The sequence below is a fragment of the Chryseobacterium balustinum genome, from assembly GCF_900168205.1.
GTDB classification, from domain to species: domain Bacteria; phylum Bacteroidota; class Bacteroidia; order Flavobacteriales; family Weeksellaceae; genus Chryseobacterium; species Chryseobacterium balustinum.
In genome coordinates, this window is record NZ_FUZE01000041.1 from 1 (window position 1) to 14,866 (window position 14,866).

Here is a 14,866-nt window from a genome sequence, read left to right on the forward strand (position 1 = left end):
TGGTCATTTTGGACCGGAAAGTGGTGGTCACTTTGCTCCGAAATCAGTGGTCAATTTACTCCGAAATTAGGTGGTCAATTTGACCGTCTTTTCCAATATCATCAATAAATAAAACTTTTTTCAAATATTCTATCAATAAATAATATTTTAATTTTAAATATTTCATAGCAATATTTTTAAAGTCAAATCAATTATAACTCTTAGAAAAATATTTATTAGGGTTTTAATGAGTTTTCTATTTTAAAATAAGCATTTCTATTTAATCCTACTACTCTTAGTCTAAATCGGACAATCTTATTTTTCTCATTAACAAGTATATCAAATTTCATAAGATCGGGTTTTAAAATTCTTTTTTCAATTTTAAATCTAGTTACATTCTTAATAGGAAATTCTACATAAGGAAATATGATACCTTTGTTCAGTGGATGATAATATTTTATAGTAAATGTTGATCCAATATTCTCAAACTGAAATACTCTTAATTCTCTAATCCAATTGAACATTATAATAATGAAAGATATCATAGCTAATAATACTGGCCACCTTAAATAATATTTTATCAAGTCTTTGAACACAAATCCTATCAGTATTGTGCAAAATATTAATAGAATAGATGCGAAAAGAAAGTTCATCAATCTAGTCGCTTTCTTTTTATTGTTTACAATTATCATGATAAAATTTAGTTCTTAAGCTTAAAATATTATTTTATATTTATAGTAAAATGTTTTTTCCATCTGGCGACAGTATTCCTACTTAGTTTAAAATGCCTAGCAAGTTGGGAATTGCTTAGTTTATTATCATATTGATATTTTAGCATTTGAATAATTGCAGACTCACTGTAAAATTTATGCTGTTGATTGAACTTATCATCTTCAGTAGATCTTCTATCTCCAAAAATCAATTTATTTAAAGTAATAACATCCAAGTGTGTCAAATTTTCTTTATCCAGCAATTTTTGACATATAGATTTCTTCTCTGGATATTTACTATCTAATATATCATTGAATATATTTTTGTAATATGGGGTATTATTCATATCTACTATTTAATCAAAAGCTTCTTTTTTATATTTAGCTATCCATTTATGTAGCGTTGATCTTGGAATATTATAATCTTCATGAATTTGAACAATCGATTTTATTCCTTTACTGTAGAGATCTAAAATAAAATCGATGATTTCTTTTGTATATAAATTCCGATTATATAGTGGTTGATAGGTAGGTTGCTTATTCCCAGTTTTTGCATTAGAAGGAGAATAAAGAATAAGATGCTGTGTATAAATTCTGAAAAAATCAAAACTCAACAATTTTGACAAGGTTAATAAAAGTTCCGCATCTAAATCTTTTTCTTTATATAATTCTTCAAGATTAGAATAAGGTATTTCTTTAATTAAATCGCACGACTTTATGCCAAGTTCGCTGACTCTTATTTTAACAGCATTGCCAATATGTACATTTTTATAATCAACTTTCATAAATCACTTATTAATCATAATTTAAAGACTTAGCTTCTACTCAAATTCCAGACATTATACCAATATCTAATTATTAAATTATCAATTTGTAAAAAATCGGATATGTAGTCCTACTTAGACTACTATTGTTTTAACAAATATAATTAAAAATTATTCAATATAAATCACTAAGTGATTAGTAATAAAAAGAATGTAATAATTAATATAGTTGATTTAAAATTATTAGTGATAGTTATTTTATATGAATTTTAATCATAATTCTTATTTTTTTCAACAAATTTACTGCATTTCAGTTGATTATTTCCTAAATGTAGTCTGATCCCAAAGACCAGGTCCCAGATGAAAAGTTTATACAGATTGCTCAGGATTATATGAATGAAATGGGTTTTGGTGAACAGCCGTTCGTTGTGTTTAAGCATACAGATATCAGCCGTACCCATATTCACATTGTAAGTATTGGGGTTGATGAAATGGGAAAAAAAATATCGGACAAGTTTGAAAAAAGAAAATCTATGAAGATTTGTCGTGAAATTGAAAGAAAATATAAACTTTCCAGCGTTGCAGATAAAAAGCTTAATCAAAAAGAACAAATTTTCAGTCCTGTAGATTATCAGGAGGGAGATATTAAAAGTCAAATGGCTTCTGTAATTCGACATATTCCTAATTATTACCAATTTCAGACGATGGGAGAGTATAATGCTTTACTTTCATTGTATAACATTGGCTCCGAGAAAGTGGATAAAATAGAGAATGGAATTTTGAAGAATGGACTTTTATACTTTGCTTTGAATGATCAAGGCGAGAAAGTAAGTCAACCTTTTAAGGCTTCTTTATTTGGTAAGGATGCCGGATTAAGGGCTTTGGATATTCATTTTTTGAATTCGAACAAACTTAAATTAACCTCTGTTCATGAAACTTTAAAAGCCGCCTTAAGATTGGCAATGAATACACAACCAAATGAATCTGAATTTAAAAGTAAACTGCAGGATATGGGAATCAGTACCGTAGTCCGACGTAATGCCTCTGGAAGAATATATGGGATGACGTTCATCGATCATCATTCGAAATCAGTTTGGAATGGCTCACGATTAGGAAAAGAATTTTCTGCCAATGCTTTTCATCAATATTGGAATGGGGGAGTTGAATCGAAAGAAGAAGTGAACAGTAAACATGAAAAATATAATATAAATAATGACAATTCTGAAATTTTACAATCTGAAAAACCTCACGAATTATTGAATTTTTTTCATCAAGATTCGAATTCTGTAATAGATGGATTAGGTAGTATCATACCTGAAATTTTGGGGGAAGACTATGAAGAACTGGATTTTGAAAATAGAATGAAAAAGAAAAGGAAATTACAAAAACCGAGGAAATAGTTGTTGAAGATAGAAATTATCTTTTAGCTAGAATTGATCCCTTTCTTAATTTTGAGATATTAACAGATGATTTTTCAAGTGTTCTTAATACTTTTTCTGTTTTATCGGGTTGAACAGAAATAATTTTGTGATCTCTTATAATCTTAATGGTTAAACCTAATGCTTGTGAAGATTGAATAGTATTTCAACCTACAATTTTTGCAGATTTGGTTATTATCATTTCTTCTTTTCTTTGAGAAATGATTGTTCTTTAAAGGCTTGTATTTTATTTTTTTTCATAAAAAATAAAAAAATAAGTTTTTAAATGATCTTTAATTTATCGTAAATGTTATTACGATAGCTTAATCCAATAGGAACGTTTTTATTGTTATTCAAGATAATAACGTGTTGTTCAACGTGTTTTATTTTATTTAAATTAATAAAAAATGATTTGTGAACCCTGCAAATGTAATTCAAGTGGTTTAGATTTTCTTCGATGGCAGACAAAGTACTGTGAAGCATGATCTTGTTGGTCTCGGTGTGCAGGCAAACATAATTTCCCATTCCTTCTATAAAAATCAGTTCTGTAGGATCGATCTTTACCAAACGTTTATCACTTTTTACGTAAAAGACATTATCTTTTTGCTCCGTTTGTGCCGGAATATCATTTTGTTGGGATGATAATATTTTTGTGGCTTTTTGTACACTTTTAGAAAAACGTTCAAGCGAAATGGGTTTTAGCAGATAATCTAAAGCATCTTGATTGAATGCATCTACAGCATATTGATTATAAGCCGTTGTATAAATGATTGCCGGAGGATTTTTAAACATATCAACAAATTCAGTCCCTTGTATTTCGGGCATTTTGATATCTAAGAAAATCAAATCAATCCCAGTATTTTTATTTAAAAAACTTATCAATTCAAAGACATTGCTGCAAACACCTTCCAGCTGTAAAATATCAAATTTTGAAATATGATGAATTAAAACATCCTGAGCAAGTTTTTCATCATCTACAATTAAGCATCTTATTTTCATTTTGCTAAAATTTTATTTCAAGATTAACATCAAATATATCTTCACTTTTGGTGATTTCCAAACTATGTTTCATGGGATACAATAATTCTAAACGTTTTTTGACATTATTAATGCCAATTCCACCATAATCTTTCGACACTGATTCTTTAAAACTGTTTTTACAGGTAAATGTAAGTAATTTGTGGTCGCATATTAATGTAGCACTGATAAAAGATGCATCAATAGATGAATCAACGCCGTGTTTGAAAGCATTTTCTATCAAAGGTAAGAGCAACATGGGGGCAATATTCACCGAATTATTGATCTGGTAATCAAAAGTAATATTTGTGTTTTCAGGTAATCGCAGTTGTTCAATATCAATATATGTTTTCAACATATGGATTTCATCTTTAATGGAAATTTCTTTTTCCTGGCTTTCATATAAAGAATAACGTAAGATATCAGATAGTTTTAGAATTACATCGGGTGTTTCTTCGGCTTTTTTGAGCGATAAAGAATATAAGCTATTTAAGACATTGAAAAGAAAATGAGGACTTATCTGAGATTTTAGCAAGCTAAGTTCGGCGATTGTATTTTGTGCATTTAAATGTTCTTCTTTTTTAATTTTCGATGCATATTCTTGCATAACATAACCTATAATCATGACTAGTAAAACCATTAGAATACCAGGAAATACATCGAAATAATACTGATGTTTTTCAAGCAGTCTAGGTGCTGATGATGTGATTGCTAATGCAGTAAAATCTTCCAACTTGCTATCATCGAATTGATTGTATAAGAAATGTGCATAATTACCTAAAATAAAAACTCCTGAAATGAAAATACTTATCAGTAAGATGAGATACCGTTTTACATTTTTAGTTTTTCGAAAATTGGGAAGAAGCCAAAAATTATTGAACCAAGCAGGAACAAATAGCAGTATATTATAGAACAGAATGAAGATTACAGGTATATTCTTAGTGCTATTGTCAACAGCAGCAAATAGTATAAAACCTGTAAATAGAATGTTGAGAACGAGTCGGAATATATTGTAATCTTTTAACCGGATCATTTTAGTTTAATAAATGATAAAGGTAAATATTTTCTAGGGAGACCAACCGTTTTTTACACCAACAGTCATTATTCTGTGACAAAAATGATTTTATGATGTTTAAATATTTACGTCCTGTTTTTGGAGATGTTGGTCAAAAAAAGTAAAGTGTAAGGAATATGATTTATTTTATTTGCATCAAATAAATAGTTACATGAAAAAAATCAGCCTTATTCTTTTACTTAATCTTTTCGGTTTTTTATCTGCACAAAATCTTGAGTACAAAAAATCAATTGATAGTATATTAAATTATTTTTACGAAAATAGTGCTTTTTCCGGAAGTGTTTTGCTTCAAAAAAATGGGGAAACTATTTACAAAGGTGAGTTCAATAGATTTGAAGACCAATCCGAAAAATATAGAGTTGGATCCATTACAAAAGTTTTTACCGCAATTATGACTTTTCAATTGGTGGAAGAAGGTAAATTGTCACTTGATACAAAACTTGCCAAATACTATCCAGATATTACAAATGCAGATAAAATTACAATTGGAAATTTATTGAACCACACAAGCGGGATTTATAATTATCTGGAATGGAAAGATTATTACATTTCTAAAAAGAAAATATTCACCAAAAAAGAAATGTTGGATTTAGTCAGTCAAGGTAAGTCTGCTTTTAAGCCAGGTGATGATTCTGAATATAGCAACTCCAACTATCTGTTATTGGGTTATATCATTGAAGATATTACAGGGAAATCATTTGCTGAAAACTTAAATAATAGAATAATCAATAAAATAGGATTAAAGAACACGTATTTAGAAACTGATGAAAGAGAATATCCCAAAAGGAATAGCTCATATTTCTTTGATGGTGAAAAATGGACGAAAGAAACTGAAACACATCCAAGCTTTACATTGGCGGCAGGTGCAATAGTTTCCACTACCGAAGATTTATCGAAATTAATGCATGAGCTTCTTAAAGGTAATCTGGTCTCAGCAAGTTCATTGGCACAAATGGGACAAATAAATTCAGTAGGAATAGGATACGGTTTATTTAAGACTCCTTTTTATGATAAAATAGGGTATGGACATTCCGGTAAGCTTGATGAATTTCATTCGTTCACCGGTTATTTTCCAAATGATCGGTTGTCTATCTCAATCCTTTCGAACGGAGGTAACCTTAAACTCAATGATGTAGTGATAGCAGTTGCCTCTAAGTATTATAATAAAGCATATCAAAAGCCTGATTTTACAATCTATAAAAATGTAAAAGCTCCGACGACAAAAATTTATACCGGAATTTATAAAGCAAAATTGGCCGGACTTATTAGCTTGGGAACATTTCAAATAAGTGAAGCGGCTAACAATTACCTTTTTGTAAGCATGTATGAAGATGGAGAGAATAGCGAAAAAGTTTTACTGGAGCGAAAAGGAGAAAATAAATTCTATTCACAAAAAAATAATGCAGAGTTTGATTTTATGATAGACAAAAGCGGAAAAGTTACCGGTTTGAAACTTACGCAAAATAACAAATCGATTAACTGCAAGAAAGTGATATTATAAAAATATAAAGTGGTGAAAGTATTGTTTTGATTCGTATAATCATATGTAAAGTGATACTTTTTAAGTATCACTTTATCATCTATAGATTAGTTATCTTCAGTCTTGGCAGTCCAATTTCATATTCTTGCGGATAAGGTTTTCTGGATGTCATACTTACATCTTCACGAAGACTGTTTTCCACTTCCTTTGCTTTATCTTCATCCATAGAATATCTAGGATCGGGAATGAGCGGCATCTTAGACATTTTTGTGATTGTAATCGTTGGGAAATGATAGTCTACCTCTACAGTTCCCAACAGAAGATAAATACCTCCCTCTTTAAAAGGGAACTGTCGAAGACTGTCTGGAAAATGAGCGGTATCAAAATACTGTCCTTCAGCATCAATCCAGGTTCCGAAATACATATTGTCTTTTTGCCCGGGATGACCTCTTTTTTTGATAGGAACATGTTTTCTTGAAATCAAATAAGCGAGCATTTTAACCTGTTTTTTGTGGTATTTTAATAGGTCTTTAACCAATACGTGACCTCTGTACTTGGTTTTTAGTAAATCAAAAATTGAATAAGAAACCGGAAAACCCAATATTTCAATTTCATCAAAAGCATCTTCAAAAGGATTTCTTTCGATAACAGGTAAGTGGTAATCTTTCTGAGGTTCATCAAACAACGATATGATTTTCGTTTTGTACTGATTCTTTGATAAAAGAAATCTTGCTTCTATTAATAACTCGTGTTTCTGTTTTCCTGTGAATCTAAAAGCACCTACAAAAATCAGAATTTGCAGCGTTTCAATTCCAATAGGTATTCTTTTAACAAAGTTTTCTAAAGAGGTATACTCCCCATTATTTTTTCTCTCTTCAGGAATCATCCGGGAAATTTTCTCTTCTACTTTCTCAATATGCATGAGTCCTAAATAAACATCTGTTCCGTAGACTGTTATCTGATATTCACTGAGATTGATGCAGGGATTGTTAATGTTTGCTCCAGACATTTTTGCTTCGTGAATATACACTTCAGTTCGGTAAAATCCACCCCCGTTGTTAATAGCACATACCATGAATTCAATAGGGTAGTAGACCTTCAGATATAAGCTCTGATAACTTTCTACAGCATAAGATGCTGAGTGTGCCTTACAGAAAGAATATCCTGCAAAAGATTCGATCTGTCGGTATACTTCTGTTGACAGTTGCTCAGGATGTCCCAATTCTTTACAGGATTTAAAAAAATGATCTTTGACTTTCTGCAGTGCAGATAGAGATCGCCCTTTACCACTCATGGCCCTTCTTAAAACATCTCCATCGGGAGCTGATAATCCGCCAAAATGTAAGGCTATTTTGATCACATCTTCCTGATAGACCATAATACCATATGTTTCTCCTAATTCTTCTTTAAAGACCTGATGGAAATATTCGAATTTTGTAGGATTATTATGCCGAAAAATATACTCTTTCATCATTCCACTCTGTGCAACTCCGGGACGGATAATGGAGGATGCTGCAACAAGTGTCTTATAGTCTCCACATTTTAATCTCCTGAGCAACCCCCGCATAGCGGGACTTTCTACATAAAAGCAGCCTATCGTTTTGCCTATGCTCAGGTAATCATTGCATGTTGATTCATTTTTAGATAAGGTAGTATCTTTAATATCTATTGTTATTCCTCTTTTTTCTTTGATGAGTTCGACCGTATCTTTTATGGTCCCAAGTCCTCTTTGGGAAAGTATATCAAACTTTTCAAACCCAATGTCTTCAGCGGTATGCATATCGAACTGAACAATAGGAAAACCTTTAGGTGGCATTTCTAGTGCGGTGAAGTTGGTGATGGGTTCTTCAGAGATCAGAATGCCGCAGGAATGCATGCTTCTCTGATTAGGAAACTTTTCTAATAGTTTTCCATATTTGTGTACGAGTTTAAAAACAGAATTATCATCATGCTCAGTCATAGACTTAGTTGCCAAAATATCTAATTCTTCTTTAGGAAGGCCAAAGGCTTTTCCTATTTCCCTGAAAATAGAACGGTACTTAAATTCGACATTGGTTCCACAAAATGCTACATGTTCTTTACCGTATTTATTAAAAATGTATTTTAAGATCGTATCTCTATTCTGCCAGCTCCAATCCAAATCAAAATCAGGCGGGGTTTTTCTATTTAGGTTGAGGAATCTTTCAAAATACAGATCGAGCTCTAAAGGGCATATATCTGTAATTCCTAAACAGTAACTTACGATGGAATTCGCACCGCTTCCTCTTCCTACATGCATGAATCCCATCTGATTACTGTATTGAACAATATCCCAGGTTATTAGGAAGTAGGCGCTGAATTTCAGGAATTCTATGACTTTTAATTCTTTTTCTACTCTTGCTTTAGCTTCTGCATGATCTTTACAATACCTCGTTTTCAATCCTTCGTAGGTCAGTTGAGTCAACAGTTTAAAATCAGTCGCCCTGCTGTCTGTGAAATGTTGTTTGTTTTTAGGAGTTTCAAAATCAAAATCAAAACTGCATTGATTAATGATATTTGCAGTGTTCTGTATGATCTGCGGATAATTTAGGTATCGATCCAACAGTTCTTTTTTATTGATAAAGGTCTCGGTTTTTCTGCAATAATCTTTATCAGCCATTTTGCTGATGAGTGTATTGTTATCGATGGCTCTTAAAATCTTATGGAGATTATATTCCTGTTCTGTCTTAAAGGTAACCGACTGCAAAATAACCATTTTGTCAATCAGCATTTTCAAATCGGGCTTAATAAGGTAATTCAGTTCTTCAGGTCTGATTCCTATAAATTCATGTTCAAGAAGCCGGTTAGGTATATTTTCTAAAGGGTAAATAACAAAAGTGTTCTCAAACTTGGGGTTTGCTTTAGGAATTGAAATATCATCACAATTATAATCTGTTAAAAGCCTGTTGATCTCTCCAATACTTTTCTGATTCTTTGCCAGACAGATATAGTAGAGCTCACTCTCCACTCTGATATCAATACCAACGATTGGTTTTATGTTATGATCCTGACAAAGTTTGTAAAACTGATAAATACCAGTCACCGTATTGATATCAGTAAGTGCAAGTGCTCTGATATTAAGATCAACAGCCTGCTGAACCAAATCATCAATAGAAATAGTCCCGTATCTCAGGCTGTGGTATGAATGACAATTAAGAAACATAATGAAAGATTTAACGTAATAATCCTGATGCTCTTCCTATACTCAAAGTGCCAAACCTATCTTTGATTTTATCCATGGTCTGATACAACGAAATCAGCCCCTCTGTATCTTCAAAAAGATCCATCTGATGGCAGCCGTGAACAAGTCCTGTAAATCGTACACCGATCAATCGGATTCTCATTCTTCGGGAATATACTTTTTTAAACAGTTCTAAAACATACTTGAGCAAAATATGATCTGCTGAGGTATAAGGTATCTTACACTGTCTGGTTTCTGTATCAAAGTTGGCATATCTTATTTTTACGGAAATCGTTGAGGTAAGCCATTTCTCTTGCCTTAACTGGTAGCATAGCTGTTCTACCATTCCTGAAAGAATACTTCTGATGATATTGACATCAATGGTATCCTGAGCAAAAGTATTCTCCGTAGATATTGATTTTCTTTCAGAATACGGGACAACCGGGGTTGCGTCTATACCATTGGCTTTTTTCCAAAGCACGCTCCCGTTTTTTCCTACTAATTGCTGCAATACGTCAACAGGCATCTCAGAAAGGGTCTGTATGGTTTTAATTCCTAATCTTGAAAACAGTTGAAATGTTTCAGGACCTACCATAGGAATTTTTTTTACAGATAAAGGATTTAAGAAGGGCTGAATATCCTGGGCTTTGACTTCCAGTCTTCCAGTCGGTTTAGATTCTCCGGTTCCAATTTTGGAAACCGTTTTATTGGTAGATAAGGCAAAGCTGATCGGTAACCCGGTATTCTTTAAAACGGAATCCGCAATTTCATTGGTCCACTGATAGCAGCCAAAAAACTTATCCATGCCTGAGAGATCCAAATAAAATTCATCAATGCTGGCTTTTTCCAAAATGGGTACTTTTTCCTGAATAACTTCTGTGACCAAATGTGACATATTGGAATAATGCTCCATATCGCCTCTGATGACTTTTGCTTCAGGGCATAATCGTAAAGCCATTTTAATAGGCATAGCACTTTGTACCCCAAAATATCTAGCTTCATAAGAGCACGATGCCACCACACCACGGTCTCCGCCTCCAATGATCACAGGCTGATTCTTCAATTCGGAGTTCTTCAGCCGTTCACATGAAACAAAGAACGTATCCAAATCCATATGTGCAATTGCTCTTTCCATGGTACAAACTTAGTTACGTTTTTAAACAAAATTTGTACATTTGTTGTCATAAATTATGACAATGTCAATTTTTTCAGATAACATCGTGTTTTTGAGAGGTAAGAAAAATGTAACTCAGCATAAGTTGGCAGATGAACTTATCCTTACCCGATCAAGATATGTTTCCTATGAATATGGAAATGCAGAACCACCTATTGAAGTATTGATAAGGATCTCAAAATACTACAACATAAGTATTGATCTTTTAGTAACGGTAGACATTAGAAAATATCCTCTGGAAGAAATGGTCAATTTGCCGGGTAACAAAATTTTAATGCCTGTAATAGTTGATCCTGCAGGTAACAATTATATCGAAATTGTTCCCCAAAAAGCTTCCATGGGTTACCTGAAAGGATTCAGTGATCCTGAGTATATTGAGAGTCTTCAAAAAATGCACCTCCCATTTTTAAAAAATGGGAAATACAGGGCTTTTTTGGCTGATGGTGATTCAATGCCTCCATTTGCTGACCAGTCAATTATTATCGGAGAATATGTAGAGAAGTTTGAGGATCTAAAACCTGGCAAAGGATATGTTTTTGTTACCAATGAGGGAATTACATATAAAACCTTTTTGGAGAAAAATAAAAAAAATATTACAGTTTCTGCTGATAATCTATTTTATGAACCTTACGATATAGCATTAGAGGATATTTCCGAAATATGGAGCTATGCACAGGGAATCTTACCAAAAGAGTATAAGCCTCATTATTTACCTAATCAGGCGAATCTTAAAAACTTATTGGATGAAGCCAAGCGCAGCATCAGTAATTTGGAAAATGGAATTCTTACATTGAATCAATAAGAATAAAAAAAACTTCCCCGAAGGGAAGTTAAAAACACAAATGATGAAAAAAAAATCCCACCTCAATGGGATAATGTAAATATAATATTTTTTTTTAAAATCCAATGGGACAACTAAGCTTATTTGATGCAGAAGAATTCTATGAGTTTCCAAAAGACCTTTTGGAATACAGGGAAAATTTTCTAAACAAGGAAGAGGCGGATACACTAAGAGACCATCTGCTTCAAACAGTACCATGGGAACAGCGTACACAGAAAATGTATGATAAGATGGTCATAACCCCACGACTAACAGCTTGGTATGGTGATGATAATAGATCATATGGATCAGCTGATAATAATATATCTGGTACTAACCTTTGGACGCATGAGCTACGGTCATTAAAAGAAAGGATTGAAAAAGAATTTGGTTATCAATTTAATGGTGTTCTTTTAAATCTTTACCGTGACCAAAATGATTCCGTTGCCTGGCACAGGGATAAAGAAAGTCGATATGGAAAACGCCCGGTTATTGCTTCTATAAGTTTAGGGCAAACCAGAAACTTCGATTTTAGAAAAAAAGACCATCATCAGAGCAAATACAGCTTACCACTTCCTAATGGTTCATTGCTGATTATGAAAGGTGATCTGCAGGAGAATTGGGAACATCGCATTGCTAAATCAGCTGTGTCTATGAAGGAGCGTATTAATTTGACTTTTCGATTGCTGAGGTAAACCTTATCGATCTAGCAATAAGGAAGTAATTAAAAAGACTGACGATAAGATTTCTATTTACGAATATTGACAAATGCTTCCAAATTTTAAAGTGGCATAATAATTTCAATTTTAATCCCAACTTTAAAATTAAATAGTATGGATGGGAAGTTTATGCAAGTGTTAGGCTGGGTAGCAACAGTAACTGCAATGGCAATGTATTTTTCATATATTCCACAAATCACTCATAATTTAAACGGAGATAAAGGTGACTGGCTGCAACCTTTGGTTGCTGCGATCAATTGCACATTGTGGGTGACCTATGGCTACATTAAAAAACCTAAAAGTGACTGGCCGATAGTGGTAGCCAATTCACCGGGCATATTCTTTGGACTCTTCGCATTCATTACTGCATTATAATGACACTGCATTGATTAATACCCAATGATTTACAATGGCTCAATTTATGCAACTAGGCATAGTACCAAAATAGATAGAATATGTATAAGAAAATTCTTGCAGGTTTAGGAGGCGCGATCGCCCTTAACCTTATCCATGAAATCATCAGAAAAAACTTTGATAATGTTCCTGAAGTCAATAAAGTAGGAGAGGAAGCGTTGAATAAAGCATTGGAAACAATTGATTTAAAGATCACCGATCAGGATCAGCTCTATCGTGCAACATTGGCCGGAGATGTAATCAGCAACGGTATCTATTATGCTACGACAGCAACGAGCGGTTTTAATATTGCTTCTGGATTAGCTGCTGGTTTAGGAGCTGTTATGCTTCCACAAAAGATGGGTCTTGATGATTCCCCTGTTTCAGAAACCAATCAGAAGAAAATCATGACAGTCGGGTATTATCTCTTTGGTGCCATCGTGACCAAACTGATCTATGACAAGATAAAATAATTTATTTTTTTAATGTGATTTGGATCACACGGGAATAGTGAGCTAAGTCCTGTTTAAAAAAAACAAATAATGTCAACTTTGTAATATCAATTAAAGAAAGATAACAATGAGCAAAAAAGTTTTATTCGTACTTACGAGTCACGATGAATTAGGTAATACCGGTATGAAGACCGGATTCTGGACAGAAGAATTGGCAGCTCCTTATTATGCTTTGTCCGATAAGGGTGTTGAGATCACTCTGGCATCTCCAAAAGGAGGTCTTCCTCCAATCGATCCGAAAAGTGAAGATCCTTCATCTCAGACAGATGCAACACGAAGAATGGATAAAGATATCGTATTAAAGAATAAATTAAAAAATACATACAAATTAACTGATGTCAAAAGCGAAGATTTTGATGCTATATTTTATCCGGGAGGTCACGGTCCATTATGGGATCTTGCTGAAGATAAGGTTTCACAACAGTTAATTGTTGATTTCTATTCAAATGATAAACCTATAGCATTCGTATGTCATGCACCAGGTGTCCTGAAGAACGTAAAAATTAATGGTGAGTATTTGGTAAAGGGAAAAAATGTAACAGGATTTACGAATACAGAGGAAGAAGCTGTTCAGTTGACTGAAGTCGTCCCTTTCTTAGTTGAAGATATGTTGAAAAAGAATGGTGGTATGTATAGTAAAATAGAAGACTGGAGCCCTTATGCTATAGTGGACGGAAGATTGGTAACAGGACAAAACCCTGCATCATCTGAAAAAGTTGCCGAAGAGCTGTTAAAACTTATCTAGAACAATATTTTCAATGAAAGATTTTTAAAATAAAGAAAGCGGCTTTTAGCCGCTTTCTTATTATAGATTAAACACTCATCATAAAAATTCGTCCGTAAAATGTTGGTGTTTTTCTTGTGCAAATTTTTTGCTATTGAATTGTTTTGAATTTCCTTTAGGAATGGATAATGATTCCCAATTACTATCACAAATCATTTTTCCAATGTATATAATTTGCCCGATATAGTAATGATAATGAGCTAATTGCCTGTTTATGGCTTCCATAACAGTATGTCCTTGATTGCGTATGTAAATTGTTTGCTGTAAATCATTTTCATTGAACTGTTGCAACATTGAAAAAACAGTCCCAAACCTGCATTCCAGCTTTTTGAAGTTCTTCTTTAGTGGTGATATGGTCTTCAAATTCTTCATCTCTGTTTTGCCATTCTTTTTCTCCGTCTGTTGTAAGGAAATCTGTCCAACGGCTCAACATATTTCCGTGAATATGGTTTACAATAATAGCTATACTGTTGCATTCGCTGTTGTATTGCCAGAAGAGTTTGTTATGGGGCAATTGGGCAATCGTTTTTTCTCCGAGCATTTTGTAATACTCAAATTGATTGATAACGCTTTGTACATATCCGGTTTCCATAGTTTACATTTTTGAGTAAAAAATTAATGATGCTTTTTCGATAGCATTTTGCTCCAGGTAAAAGCCTACTAAAGCTGCATTAGCATTTGCATCTAAACCTAATTTTTCTACTTTAAGGGCATAGATGGTAACAGTGGTAACCGTTGCACAACTCTTTAGTTTTTCCGTTATTCCAAAAAATAAGATAAAAAGCAACCTCTTTTAAAGCGATTTAAAAGAGGTTGCTTTTT

The 14,866-nt window shown here is 32.9% G+C and carries 13 protein-coding genes and 2 pseudogenes; 7 read left to right on the top strand and 8 right to left on the bottom strand.

Annotation, left to right across the window (positions count from 1 at the left end; genetic code table 11):
* Nucleotides 1-700: 700 nt before the first annotated feature.
* On the bottom strand, nt 701-1,036 hold the full coding sequence (locus B5X64_RS21705) for a helix-turn-helix domain-containing protein (RefSeq protein WP_079467212.1): 336 nt from the start codon (nt 1,034-1,036) through the stop codon (nt 701-703).
* A gap of 9 nt (nt 1,037-1,045) precedes the next feature.
* A complete protein-coding gene (locus B5X64_RS21710) occupies nt 1,046-1,474 on the bottom strand; it encodes a helix-turn-helix domain-containing protein (protein WP_079467213.1) in 429 nt (142 codons plus the stop codon).
* Between the two features lie 329 nt (nt 1,475-1,803).
* Here B5X64_RS21710 and mobB point away from each other — a divergent pair.
* Nucleotides 1,804-2,853: pseudogene (gene mobB / locus B5X64_RS21715) on the top strand (conjugal transfer protein MobB); the annotation flags it as partial.
* A gap of 300 nt (nt 2,854-3,153) precedes the next feature.
* Here mobB and B5X64_RS21720 read toward each other — a convergent pair.
* Nucleotides 3,154-3,870 carry a LytR/AlgR family response regulator transcription factor gene (locus B5X64_RS21720; protein ID WP_079467215.1) on the bottom strand — a complete coding sequence of 239 codons (717 nt, stop codon included), beginning with the start codon at nt 3,868-3,870 and terminating at the stop codon, nt 3,154-3,156.
* A gap of 4 nt (nt 3,871-3,874) precedes the next feature.
* A complete protein-coding gene (locus tag B5X64_RS21725) occupies nt 3,875-4,921 on the bottom strand; it encodes a sensor histidine kinase (protein ID WP_079467216.1) in 1,047 nt (348 codons plus the stop codon).
* A gap of 193 nt (nt 4,922-5,114) precedes the next feature.
* On the opposite strand from B5X64_RS21725, the gene B5X64_RS21730 reads away from it, so the two are divergent.
* Nucleotides 5,115-6,464 (top strand): serine hydrolase domain-containing protein, encoded by a 1,350-nt coding sequence (locus tag B5X64_RS21730; protein WP_079467217.1) that lies wholly within the window; start codon nt 5,115-5,117, stop codon nt 6,462-6,464.
* Nucleotides 6,465-6,543: 79 nt separating this feature from the next.
* Here the strand turns inward: B5X64_RS21730 and B5X64_RS21735 are convergent, their stop codons facing one another.
* A complete protein-coding gene (locus B5X64_RS21735) occupies nt 6,544-9,624 on the bottom strand; it encodes a DNA polymerase III subunit alpha (RefSeq protein ID WP_079467218.1) in 3,081 nt (1,026 codons plus the stop codon).
* 10 nt (nt 9,625-9,634) lie between these two features.
* Nucleotides 9,635-10,777, bottom strand: coding sequence for a DNA polymerase IV (dinB, locus tag B5X64_RS21740; protein WP_079467219.1), 1,143 nt, complete (start codon nt 10,775-10,777; stop codon nt 9,635-9,637).
* A gap of 61 nt (nt 10,778-10,838) precedes the next feature.
* Here dinB and B5X64_RS21745 point away from each other — a divergent pair, with 61 nt between their 5' ends.
* The 5 genes from B5X64_RS21745 (at nt 10,839) to B5X64_RS21765 (ending at nt 14,005) form a co-directional block, all read left to right on the top strand.
* A complete protein-coding gene (locus tag B5X64_RS21745; protein WP_079467220.1) occupies nt 10,839-11,618 on the top strand; it encodes an XRE family transcriptional regulator in 780 nt (259 codons plus the stop codon).
* Nucleotides 11,619-11,722: 104 nt separating this feature from the next.
* Nucleotides 11,723-12,331, top strand: coding sequence for an alpha-ketoglutarate-dependent dioxygenase AlkB family protein (locus B5X64_RS21750; RefSeq protein ID WP_079467221.1), 609 nt, complete (start codon nt 11,723-11,725; stop codon nt 12,329-12,331).
* Between the two features lie 138 nt (nt 12,332-12,469).
* A complete protein-coding gene (locus tag B5X64_RS21755) occupies nt 12,470-12,730 on the top strand; it encodes a SemiSWEET family transporter (protein WP_079467222.1) in 261 nt (86 codons plus the stop codon).
* An 80-nt stretch (nt 12,731-12,810) separates the two neighbouring features.
* The gene (locus B5X64_RS21760; protein ID WP_079467223.1) at nt 12,811-13,221 is read left to right on the top strand and encodes a hypothetical protein; all 411 of its coding nucleotides are present in this window, start codon (nt 12,811-12,813) and stop codon (nt 13,219-13,221) included.
* Nucleotides 13,222-13,327: 106 nt separating this feature from the next.
* A complete protein-coding gene (locus B5X64_RS21765) occupies nt 13,328-14,005 on the top strand; it encodes a type 1 glutamine amidotransferase domain-containing protein (protein WP_079467224.1) in 678 nt (225 codons plus the stop codon).
* A gap of 78 nt (nt 14,006-14,083) precedes the next feature.
* Here B5X64_RS21765 and B5X64_RS23435 read toward each other — a convergent pair.
* Nucleotides 14,084-14,636 (bottom strand): annotated as a pseudogene (locus B5X64_RS23435) (DUF1572 family protein).
* A 3-nt stretch (nt 14,637-14,639) separates the two neighbouring features.
* The gene (locus B5X64_RS21775; protein ID WP_079467225.1) at nt 14,640-14,831 is read right to left on the bottom strand and encodes a hypothetical protein; all 192 of its coding nucleotides are present in this window, start codon (nt 14,829-14,831) and stop codon (nt 14,640-14,642) included.
* Between the last annotated feature and the right edge of the window lie 35 nt (nt 14,832-14,866).

What these genes read in the sequence shown, in the direction of transcription:
- B5X64_RS21765 (WP_079467224.1), top strand. Translation starts at nt 13,328, where the DNA reads ATGAGCAAAAAAGTTTTATTCGTACTTACGAGTCACGATGAATTAGGT.
- B5X64_RS21710 (WP_079467213.1), bottom strand. Translation starts at nt 1,474, where the DNA reads ATGAAAGTTGATTATAAAAATGTACATATTGGCAATGCTGTTAAAATA.
- B5X64_RS21745 (WP_079467220.1), top strand. Translation starts at nt 10,839, where the DNA reads ATGTCAATTTTTTCAGATAACATCGTGTTTTTGAGAGGTAAGAAAAAT.
- B5X64_RS21725 (WP_079467216.1), bottom strand. Translation starts at nt 4,921, where the DNA reads ATGATCCGGTTAAAAGATTACAATATATTCCGACTCGTTCTCAACATT.
- B5X64_RS21755 (WP_079467222.1), top strand. Translation starts at nt 12,470, where the DNA reads ATGGATGGGAAGTTTATGCAAGTGTTAGGCTGGGTAGCAACAGTAACT.
- B5X64_RS21750 (WP_079467221.1), top strand. Translation starts at nt 11,723, where the DNA reads ATGGGACAACTAAGCTTATTTGATGCAGAAGAATTCTATGAGTTTCCA.
- B5X64_RS21735 (WP_079467218.1), bottom strand. Translation starts at nt 9,624, where the DNA reads ATGTTTCTTAATTGTCATTCATACCACAGCCTGAGATACGGGACTATT.
- B5X64_RS21730 (WP_079467217.1), top strand. Translation starts at nt 5,115, where the DNA reads ATGAAAAAAATCAGCCTTATTCTTTTACTTAATCTTTTCGGTTTTTTA.
- B5X64_RS21705 (WP_079467212.1), bottom strand. Translation starts at nt 1,036, where the DNA reads ATGAATAATACCCCATATTACAAAAATATATTCAATGATATATTAGAT.
- B5X64_RS21760 (WP_079467223.1), top strand. Translation starts at nt 12,811, where the DNA reads ATGTATAAGAAAATTCTTGCAGGTTTAGGAGGCGCGATCGCCCTTAAC.
- B5X64_RS21720 (WP_079467215.1), bottom strand. Translation starts at nt 3,870, where the DNA reads ATGAAAATAAGATGCTTAATTGTAGATGATGAAAAACTTGCTCAGGAT.
- dinB (WP_079467219.1), bottom strand. Translation starts at nt 10,777, where the DNA reads ATGGAAAGAGCAATTGCACATATGGATTTGGATACGTTCTTTGTTTCA.